Origin of the sequence: Legionella sp. W10-070 (genome assembly GCF_900640175.1) — a bacterium.
In the GTDB taxonomy this organism is placed as follows: domain Bacteria; phylum Pseudomonadota; class Gammaproteobacteria; order Legionellales; family Legionellaceae; genus Tatlockia.
Window position 1 is genome coordinate 74157 of record NZ_CAAAJC010000013.1, and the last position, 9876, is coordinate 84032.

The window sequence follows — 9876 nt, forward strand, 5'->3', positions numbered from 1 at the left end:
TCACTTCATTGTCGGTGAGTCAATATCAGTTTAATATGTGGTGTTTAAGACTTTGAGGAAACCGCAGTGCAGTTTTCGCTATTAACGCTTTCAATCGTCCTCCTTATCCTGATTGTTGTTTCCGCTTTTTTTTCCGGGTCAGAAATTGGCATGATGTCACTGAACCGTTATCGGTTGCGGCATCTGGTAAAAAAGAATAACAAGCAGGCAATTCGAGTGAATCAAATGTTAACTCGCCCCGACAGATTATTGGGGGTCATCTTAATTGGTAACACGTTCGCAAATATTGTGGCTTCCATGGTGGCGACGGTGATTGGCCAGCGCTTATATGGGGATGCAGGGATGGCTATGGCTACGGTATTGCTTACCTTGCTTGTTTTAGTTTTCTCTGAAATGACGCCCAAAACCCTGGCGGCACTACATCCTCAGCAGATTGCTTTTGCTGTCTCATTACCATTAAAAATTATGCAATCAATGATGGCGCCGATTGTCCGGATTATCAGTTGGATAAGCAATTCAATCCTCTATTTATTTGGAGTTTCTGTAGGTAAGGTACAAAGGGAAACGTTATCAGGAGAGGAGTTGCGCTCGGTTGTTCATGAAGCAGGAGGCTTTTTGCCGGTTGAGCATAAAAGCATGCTGATAAGCTTACTGGATTTAGAGCAGGCGACAGTAGAGGATATCATGATCCCCAAGGCGGATATTATTGGTCTTGATCTTGAGCAATCCTGGCATGAATTATTGGAGCAACTGGAGACAGCACAACATACCCGGTTACCTCTTTACAGGGATACTATTGATAATCTTGTCGGTATGGTTCATGTAAGAAGCGTGCTTAACCTGGCTCTTGAAGAGCGTCTGGATATGGATAATTTATTGAAAATTACGGATGCGCCTTACTTTATTCCCGAGGCTACACCATTAAATGTTCAGATTTTGAATTTTCGTAAAATGAAGAAGCGAAGTTGCTTTGTGGTTGATGAATATGGTGATTTGCAAGGTTTGGTCACTATGGAGGATATCCTTGAGGAGATTGTAGGTGAATTTACCACAGATATTGCTGATTTGAGCAGAGATATCATCCAACAGGATGATGGCTCGGTGATAATTGACGCAAGTATTACCCTGCGTCATTTAAAGCGGTTGTTAAACTGGCAGTTGCCTTTATTGGGGCCAAGGACCTTAAGTGGTTTAATAATTGAGCATTTAGGCTATATCCCGCCAGCAGAGTGCTGTGTGCAAATTGAAAATTTTCGTATAGAAGTTCTCAAGGTAGGCGAAAACATGATAAAAACCGTGCGCGTGCTTAAAGTAAAGAAAAATCCCAATGGTTAGAGGCTGTCGTTATGAGATTATCTGGCTGTAAATTGAGGCTGCTTTGATCAAATTTGCGTTTATTTTTGTTAAATAGTCTCATGACAGTGATTAACGCATCAGAAAATAGTCAGCTTATTTTATTAGCTTCTTTAAGGGTCAATACATGGGCGGTAAACAAATAGCCGCCGTTTCGTATTGTTTTAATAAGTGCAGGCTTTTTAGCATCGGTTTCAATTTTTTGTCTTAGCCTGCTAATCTGTACGTCGATTCGTCGATCAAAAGGGGTCAAGTCACTATTTTTAGTGAGTTGTAATAAATATTCACGCCCTAAAACTCGCTGAGGCTGTTGTACAAAGGCGAGCAATAGCTCGTATTCTCCTGCACTTAATTGCAGTTCCTCATGGGTCATGTCATCAAAAACTTGCCTCGAGGCCGGATAAAGGCGCCAATTTGCGAATAAAAGCACTTCTTTTTCCAGTTCGGCATCTTTAGTCGCACGTTGAACCCGCCGGGTTATGGCGCTTAGGCGGGCGTGTAATTCACGGGGATGAAGGGGTTTGACTAGAAAATCATCTGCTCCTGCTTCCAGCATTTGAACACACATATTTTCATCTGCACGATCGGAAATAATTATCAATGGCACGGGGTATCGTTGGTACAGGTTGACTATTATCGATTGGTTGGCCTGGACTAGCGCTCCGTTAATCAGTACGGCAGCCGGTGGCTCTGATTCTGTTCCCAATAATGAAAAATCAGATTGTTGAACAAGGTCATAATCAAAATTAGAAAAATACTCTATGACTTGTCCTTCCACTGGAGCATCGTCAATAATTAACAGGTATTTTCGATGCGATGACATAACTTCCTCTTATCACTATTAACAGATATGGGAATTATACTGTTTATTGTGGATTTTGCGACTGGCTCTGCAACTGGCGATTTCAGAGGATGCAGTTTTCTGAACCATTAAGTTTTTTGCCTAAGTGCCGATGATATAAAAAATATACAGATTTGTTATTTACCATTAAAATGAGAATTAAGCCGTAACATTCAAGCCAACAAGGGCAATTTCCCTAAACATATTGAAACTGTAATGGGATGCTCAGGAGGAAGCATTCAGCTTCAGATAATGCTTGAGGAGGCACCAGGGATGCGGGACATTAAACGGTTTGTTGCCAATTGGTTAACGGATGATGCTTGTTATGATAAAGCATTGCTTAAATATGAAATTAAACAATTAGACAGTCGTTTACAGCGGGTAATGGGTGATGGGAAAAATGCTCGTCTCAAAACGCGGGAGGCAGCACAATTTTGCTCGGAAATGGCTTTAAAATATGAGAGGCTTTTACAAATCCTTAACCCGGATTTTATTGAAGAAGCTGATGTAATTTTGCCTGACAATATTCCCTCACGTTGTTATGTCACAATTCAAACCTTGAAGCAACAGCTGATATTAACGACTTCCTTGGCTGGTGAAATAGAGATAGTTAGTCAGTTGAAACAGCATTATCAATACCTGCAAATTCTACTCAATGGGATGCAGCCACAATTTGTGGAGCTTAATCAACGAGCATTGACCGGTAGATTAAGAGCAATAATAGGAACGTATTCAACTTCCGAGTGGCTGTTGACTGTTGTCGCCTTTGCCAATGAGTCGGCTGAAAATTTAATGACGTCCATGGCGGTTTTAGCCCAATTGAATAACAAAGAGTTGCTGCAATTGGCTGCTTTATTTGAACAAGAGGAAATGGTATCGCTGATTAACAGTATCTTTTTCTATAAGCTAAACCCCCATCAATTGTTTGAACAGGTTTTGCATCCTGAAAAATTGATCTCAGTCAGAACCAGGCTTTCGTTGCTTCACCATTTCATTGAAATGATACATCAGACGGTGCTTCAAGCCTTAAAACAAAGAGGGATTAGCAAAGCCAATGATTATTTGTTTCATGGGGATGAGTTGCCGCAGGGGATTGCTATTAATCCCTCCGGTGAAACAAAGGATATGATTATCCTGGCTTTGAAAGCATGGCGTCCTGTCACATTAAGTACAGGCGGCTTGCTATATAAGAGTAAGGTATATGAGCTATTTCGGGCTTATAAGTTCTGGTTTAATCCGGATTGTTTAATAGATACGGTTATGACGTTACAATTGCAGTTGGCAATGGATGCAGAGGCTATTCAGGAGCATTCTGATTTTCCTCAGCAGATGCAGCATTTGTTTCAGCAACTGTCGACCACAGAGTGTCTTGATCTTTATGGTTATTTTTCCAATAAAGACAGCCGCTATTTGATGCGGACTCTGGCTGCTGTATTAGAGGGACAGGAAATTCCCTCATTGCCGATTCCTGCCAAGGAGCATATGGAGGCCATTGAAGAAGTTTATAAGGCGTTAAATGTTGTGATGGAGGCTGTCCGGGACGAATTAACTAAACGCCATATCATTACCGCACCTTATGCCCGTGATAGTCACAAGCCAGTGGCTCCTGGACGTCGTAACATTAACGCAGTCAGCAGAATCATGTCACTTTATCAGCGGTCAGCTATTAATGAAAACAAAAGAATTGGCCAGTTATTCGATGAGGTCGAGGCTAACTCTTGATTTAGGGTATGTAGCGAGTTCTTCTTTATAAAACTGCTGTAATTGCTTTAGCATAGGCTTAACTGGAGAAGTCTGGGCAAAAGATGAATTCAAATCGTCTGTCCATTTTCCATCACTTAAACGTAAAATAACCGTGAGGTATTCATTGTCATCAGGATAAAGAGCCACAAGCCAATCTTCCTGCAAAATGGCATATAGCTTTAATGCGTCAAGAGCAGGAAGCCTGTCTTCACGTAACTGAAGCTGATTGTTATCAGGGTTAACTCTATAAAATAATTTCCCCAGTATTCTGGCTTGCTCTTTTGAAACAATCTGGTTTGGCAGTTCGCCGCTTTCCAACAGGAAAAATCGCTGTTCTGGCAGCGAGTGGTTACTGATAATGGCATCGAATAGGGAGATACCATCAAAGTTTCTTTTAAGAGAAAGATCTAAAAAAGAATATACAGTTGGTGCGATATCAATCAGGGCTACACGTGTCGTGATGGTTTTTGGGGTAATACCCAGTTGATTGTGTTTAAAGATCTTAAACCCAAGCAAACAATGGAATTGAGAGGGGCTGAGTAAATCAGAACCATGACCCGTGCTGATTTCCAAAGTAGTTGATGTATTGCGGATAAAATAATCTGCCAATTTGTCGGGTGTATCTCCTGTATAATTAGCACGTTTTGTCATACGGGTTCCTGGCTCATAGAGAACCTCCCCATGATCACTGAGTAGAATGACCATGCTATTATTCAGCAACCCAGCCTGATTTAAATTATTCAGGAAAATACCGACCTGGTTGTCTGCTTCCCGAACAGCATTCAAATAGGATTGTTCTTTTGTTTCCACAGAATATTCATCTCGTACCTCAGCAAAAGTGGACGTCGCCCATGCATAAGGCCAGTGGGGAAGAGCGAAGTGGACGGCCATAAACAAGGGTTTTTGAGGGTCCTGTTGTGTTACCGATTTTGCCAGTGCCCGATTAAAGCTCTCTGGGTAGTAAGAGAAATGGCTGGCGCGATTAATATGGTTATATGGAAATAGCCAACGGCTTATCGGTAAATTGATTAAAAAATTGCTTAAAGGAAAATCGTAAAAAGTGCCTAACAAGAGATCATTGACTCCCAGTTTAGGGGCAATAATTTCCTGGAATCCAAACTCTTTATCCATGGGGCTAAATCGTCGTTCGTCGGTGGCAAAAACAGTATGGTAGCCTTTTTGTTGCAAGACCCAGGCAAAGCTCTCCAAATTCTTTATCTGCCCGGGAGGCATCAGATTATATCGAACTCCATGATGAAGCGGATAAAGGCCAGTAAGGATGCTGGTCCAGGCTGCATAAGTGCGCGCCAGAGGGCTGATTGCTTCTGTAAAGTGCACACTCTCGCCTAAAAACCGATAAAGATTGGGGGTGTCTTTTGCATTGATATTCCCAGGACCTATAGAGTCAACACCTATTATTATCAAGTTTGGAGCCTGCAGCTGACTAATGGTTTTAGCTACGGACAGTGATTGATTGCGGAAAGTAAATTCTGTAAGCGTTATCCCTGCTGACAGCAATAAGATGGCTGTCATGGTCAGCGGGTATCGAAAACAGGCTTTCAGCAGGGTATTTAGCGAGAGCAGGATGAGGCTCAGCAAAGAAAAAATCATGATTAACTTGATTAGGCTTAAAGGGATAGGGGGTATAAATATCCGGCTGAAGGTGCTCAAGGGGAAAAAATAACAATTAGTACTTAACAGGGCGGTGACAGAAAGAATGTAAATAGCAAGTTGTTTGCTATCCAGCGTGCATTTCTTGGGATAATAGGCGATCCCCCAAAGCCATAGTGTCTGCAGTAAGGTTAACAGGAGGTAAAGGAGCACCTGGATGACTCCCGCATAAACTAATTCAAGATGAACCCATAAGGGGAGTGGTATCGCTTTAAGAAACAGAAAACTACCGCTTTGGGAAAGGACATAGAGAAACTGCAACACTAGAAAGACAAGATTATACAGGGCAAAATTAATAAAATAATGGCGGAAAGAAAATGTGTTCACGGCTTTGGAATAATTGTACTGTTTAAATGCCAATTATAGACGTAACCATCGATAGTATTGGTATGTTTTAACTGGCTGCGTAAAGGTTCTTTGGCAAACTGTTTAAGGTGAGTGATAATATCTTGTTTTGAGCCGCCAAAATCTTCGTTATACCAATCATAAATTTTGGATACAATCAGTTTTCCTTCTATGACCTGTACACCTCGAAGCGAGTTGATATACTCAGAGGCGACTTCATTAAGTGCAGCTTCAATTGTCTCACCCTGATAAGCTTTTTTTCGGAGGTTGGCAGCACCAATTGAACCATTATTGATTGCATAATGGGTGCGGGGGTCGTTCCATATAGGACGGATAATGCGGTTATTAATTTCATCTAAAGATAACAAAGTACCATTAATCGTAATTAATTTGGCTCCCCAGGGTCCTATGCTGAACAGTCCGGGAGAAATGTTTATCTCTTCAACACTGCCAATAGGATAGTAATCGGCGATAACCTTCACGATGAGTGCATTGTAAAGGTTTAACCAAAAAGCAAGTTGCTCATTACGATTATAAGCATCAATATCGATGCGGCTTAGCCTGTTGATGTAATTTTTAAGTAGCTCATAGTCTGTATCGCTAAGGTTGGCGTAATCAACCAGATTAATCCTTTCCTCGTTGGTAACAATCCGCTTATCAAGAAATAGCTGCCATTCATTATGAGTGATGGTAGCTTTGGACAGCGGGTTATTTGTTTCCCATATGGGCCATAGACTTTTATGAATCGGGGCACTTACGGCATTGTTGACAAAGAGTAAACAGAGAGCAAGAGCAAAGCAGTGAAGCAGAAAGTTTATTTTGTATATAAACCTATACATTGACTGCAGCCCGATTTCTTAGTGCATTACCAATGGTATTACTGTCTAAAAACTCCAGCTCGCCTCCAGAAGGAATACCATGTGCAAGTTGGCTGATATGTATCGGACAACCTTTCAGTAATTCATGGATAAAATGAATGGTTGTCTGGCCTTCAAGTGTAGGACTGAGGGCAAGGATAACTTCTTTTATCTGTTCTTTTTCAACAAGCGCATGGAGCCGTGGCAAGCCGATCTCTTCAGGGCCAAGGCCGTCAAGGGGCGAGATTTTTCCCATTAACACATAGTAGCAGCCATTAAAGACTCCGCTTTGTTCGATAGCCATAACGTCTGCGGGCGTCTCTACAATGCAAAGTGTCTTTAAATCACGTGCAGGGTTTTGACAAAGTCCGCACAGCTCCATCTCTGTATAATTATTGCAACGCTTACAATGTTGAATGGCATGCATTGCTTCTTCCAGACAAGAAGCAAGATGCAAGCCTCGCTGGCGTTGATATTGCAGCAAATGAAACACCATGCGCTGTGCGGATTTTGGACCAATCCCAGGCAGACAACGCAATGCATCTACCAAGCGGGTTAATGCATTCATCAGCTGGCTTATTCCCTATCCTCATCTTCCATGAAGTCAGCAGGAATATTAAGACCGGCAGTTAATTCACTAATCTTTGCTTTAGACGCTTTTTCTACCTTGCGTACTGCATCATTAACTGCAGCAGCTACCAAATCCTCCATCATTTCAACGTCTTCTTCCATTAATGAGGCACTGATTTTTACCTTTGTTACATCATGACGCCCATTCATTTCAATTTCTACCATGCCGCTACCGGAAACACCTTTTACAATAAGCTGGCTTAATTGCTTTTGCGCTTCTTGCATACGTTGTTGCATTTTCTGGGCTTCTTTCATCAGGTTGCCAAGATTTTGATTGATATCCATTTTGACCTCTCTTTAGGACTTATTAGTTTATTATAATTCATCTTTGACAGGGACAATAGAATTTTTGACCAATTCAGCAGAAAATTCTTGTTTTATCTGCTGAAAAACAGCATCGTCCTCTATCGATTGTTCCGCGCCTTGCAAACGCTGGTTTTGCATGATTTGCTTTTGTTGTGCCGGAGACAATTGCACCGGTTCATCGGAGTTTAAAGAAATTTTAATGGCTTCTTTATAATAAGCAGTTAGAGCCTGTTCTATGCGGTTGATTATAGTTGGGGTAAATAAGGATAGATGGCCTTTGGCAACGCGAAAAAAAATGTCTTGTCCTGATTTTTCTATAAGCTCCGTATTTTCAGCCGCATTTAATGCCAGGCCTGAGAGTTTAAGCTGGCTTAATATGTCACTCCATTTTTCTTCTGTTGTGGGTTTGTTCTCGGATGTGGTGACTGCTTCAGAAGCGTTAGACTCCGTTAAAACCTGCTCCAGAAGTGGTTTCGCGGTAAAAGGGGCAGCAGGTGATTCAACTACAGGCAGATCCTGAGTAGTTGATTCTGTATTTAACCTGGTTTCGGATGCTTTTTCATAAGCAAGAACTGGTTTCTCTGCTTTGGGCGCAGGCCTGAAAGTCAGCATACGAAGCAGGACCATTTCAAAACCTATTGGCAGTGTTGGCGCCAAATGCATTTCTTCAGAGCCCTTGATAGCAATTTGATAAAATAACTGAATGTCTTCAGGGGCAAACTGCTTGGCGAGTGCACTTATCTGCGGGTCAGGATTAATTAAAGGATTATCACCTGGAATACTCTGGCTAACTGTAATTTGATGCAGATAATCAGTTAACTGCTCAAGGACATAACGAAAGTGTCCTCCCTCACTTGCAATCTGGCGACTGTAGGAAACCAGCCGAGGCGCATCCAGGGCTGCTAACGCATGGAGTAACTGCATTGCATAATCCTGCTGCGTATAACCTAGAATACTTTTAATTTCCTGGGCGCTTAAATTGTCGTTACAAGTTGCAATTGCTTGATCCAATAAACTTAATGCATCTCGCATGCTGCCTTTTGCGGCTTTTGCTAGTATGTCGATTGCTTCGGGTTCAAAAGGGATATTTTCTTCATTAAGAATAGCCTGTAAATGCTGGCTAATTAATTGTGCAGGCAAATGCTTAAGGGTAAATTGCAGGCAACGTGAGAGCACGGTCACTGGTAACTTTTGCGGGTCGGTTGTTGCTAATAAAAACTTCACATGAGCAGGCGGTTCTTCCAGGGTCTTTAGCAGTGCGTTGAAGCTGTGCTGTGAAAGCATATGTACTTCATCAATCAAGTAGATTTTAAACCGACCATTTGTTGGTGCGTATTGCACATTGTCAAGAAGTTCCCGAGTATCTTCCACGCGTGTTCTTGATGCGCCGTCAATTTCGAGCAAATCAATAAAGCGGCCTTGTTCTATGGCAAGACAGGCATCACATTGAAGGCAAGGATTCGCACTGATCCCTTGCTCACAATTAAGTGCTTTTGCCAAAAGACGGGCGACACTGGTTTTACCCACGCCGCGTGTGCCGGTAAAAAGATAAGCATGATGCAATCGCTGCTGGTTAAGCGAATTGATTAATGCCTTGTTTATATGCTCCTGGCCAACCAGTTGAGAAAAGGTACGTGGTCGCCATTTACGTGCCAGTGCCAAATAGCTCATAGGGCTTCACAAATTGGGTGGCAGCTCTAAGAGCCACACTCCGGCGCCCGAATCAATCGTTACCGCTGCTCCCTTCCGGGCCTGACGGGGTTCACAATCTATCGTCGCGAAGGGACCAATAGAGCCACCATAGTTGAGTTGCGAAGATTAGCAAAAAATAATAAGAAGTACCAGACCTTTAGAATAAATAATGGCGCAGATAATAATTTATCTCCTGTCAAGTACATATTATAGTGGCTCATTTACCAATGATTTTTAGAAAGGAATGACGGCTTTGTGCTATACCTGACTCTATTCACATATAAAGGATAAGCAAGAAAGAGTGATAAATAGGTGATTAAAAAAATTCACAAAAAAACAAAAAAAGTGTTTGACAAGGGAGTTGAGATGAGTAGAATACGCATCACGCCTTCGGGGCGGGTTCATTAAGAAATAGAAGACAAACTGTGTGGGCGCTTT

Annotated in this window: 8 protein-coding genes and 1 other RNA gene; 2 read left to right on the forward strand and 7 right to left on the reverse strand. The window is 42.0% G+C overall.

Features of this window, described 5'->3' with window-relative positions; all coding sequences use genetic code 11:
- Positions 1-66: 66 nt before the first annotated feature.
- Positions 67-1335 carry an HlyC/CorC family transporter gene (locus E1O65_RS07445; protein WP_133132971.1) on the forward strand — a complete coding sequence of 423 codons (1269 nt, stop codon included), beginning with the start codon at positions 67-69 and terminating at the stop codon, positions 1333-1335.
- 109 nt (positions 1336-1444) lie between these two features.
- On the opposite strand, the gene E1O65_RS07450 is transcribed toward E1O65_RS07445, so the two are convergent.
- Positions 1445-2176 carry a response regulator transcription factor gene (locus E1O65_RS07450; protein WP_133132972.1) on the reverse strand — a complete coding sequence of 244 codons (732 nt, stop codon included), beginning with the start codon at positions 2174-2176 and terminating at the stop codon, positions 1445-1447.
- A 291-nt stretch (positions 2177-2467) separates the two neighbouring features.
- Here E1O65_RS07450 and E1O65_RS07455 point away from each other — a divergent pair, with 291 nt between their 5' ends.
- On the forward strand, positions 2468-3916 hold the full coding sequence (locus tag E1O65_RS07455) for a hypothetical protein (protein WP_133132973.1): 1449 nt from the start codon (positions 2468-2470) through the stop codon (positions 3914-3916).
- Here the strand turns inward: E1O65_RS07455 and E1O65_RS07460 are convergent.
- From E1O65_RS07460 to ffs, 6 genes are all read right to left on the reverse strand, one after another.
- Positions 3887-5935, reverse strand: coding sequence for a sulfatase-like hydrolase/transferase (locus E1O65_RS07460; protein WP_133132974.1), 2049 nt, complete (start codon positions 5933-5935; stop codon positions 3887-3889). The genes E1O65_RS07455 and E1O65_RS07460 overlap by 30 nt on opposite strands.
- Positions 5932-6792 (reverse strand): DUF547 domain-containing protein, encoded by an 861-nt coding sequence (locus E1O65_RS07465; RefSeq protein WP_133132975.1) that lies wholly within the window; start codon positions 6790-6792, stop codon positions 5932-5934. Before E1O65_RS07465 ends, E1O65_RS07460 begins: the two co-directional genes overlap by 4 nt.
- The gene (gene recR, locus E1O65_RS07470) at positions 6785-7378 is read right to left on the reverse strand and encodes a recombination mediator RecR (protein ID WP_133132976.1); all 594 of its coding nucleotides are present in this window, start codon (positions 7376-7378) and stop codon (positions 6785-6787) included. The genes E1O65_RS07465 and recR overlap by 8 nt, the downstream gene beginning before the upstream one ends.
- Before the next feature lie 8 nt (positions 7379-7386).
- Positions 7387-7725, reverse strand: coding sequence for a YbaB/EbfC family nucleoid-associated protein (locus tag E1O65_RS07475; protein WP_133132977.1), 339 nt, complete (start codon positions 7723-7725; stop codon positions 7387-7389).
- 30 nt (positions 7726-7755) lie between these two features.
- The gene (dnaX, locus tag E1O65_RS07480) at positions 7756-9417 is read right to left on the reverse strand and encodes a DNA polymerase III subunit gamma/tau (protein WP_133132978.1); all 1662 of its coding nucleotides are present in this window, start codon (positions 9415-9417) and stop codon (positions 7756-7758) included.
- Positions 9418-9441: 24 nt separating this feature from the next.
- Positions 9442-9538: signal recognition particle sRNA small type (ffs, locus tag E1O65_RS07485), an RNA gene on the reverse strand.
- Positions 9539-9876 lie beyond the last annotated feature (338 nt).

Bases quoted from the DNA above. Each gene is read 5' to 3' on its own strand.
- E1O65_RS07450 (WP_133132972.1), bottom strand. From the start codon at position 2,176: ATGTCATCGCATCGAAAATACCTGTTAATTATTGACGATGCTCCAGTG.
- dnaX (WP_133132978.1), bottom strand. From the start codon at position 9,417: ATGAGCTATTTGGCACTGGCACGTAAATGGCGACCACGTACCTTTTCT.
- recR (WP_133132976.1), bottom strand. From the start codon at position 7,378: ATGAATGCATTAACCCGCTTGGTAGATGCATTGCGTTGTCTGCCTGGG.
- E1O65_RS07475 (WP_133132977.1), bottom strand. From the start codon at position 7,725: ATGGATATCAATCAAAATCTTGGCAACCTGATGAAAGAAGCCCAGAAA.
- E1O65_RS07465 (WP_133132975.1), bottom strand. From the start codon at position 6,792: ATGTATAGGTTTATATACAAAATAAACTTTCTGCTTCACTGCTTTGCT.
- E1O65_RS07455 (WP_133132973.1), top strand. From the start codon at position 2,468: ATGCGGGACATTAAACGGTTTGTTGCCAATTGGTTAACGGATGATGCT.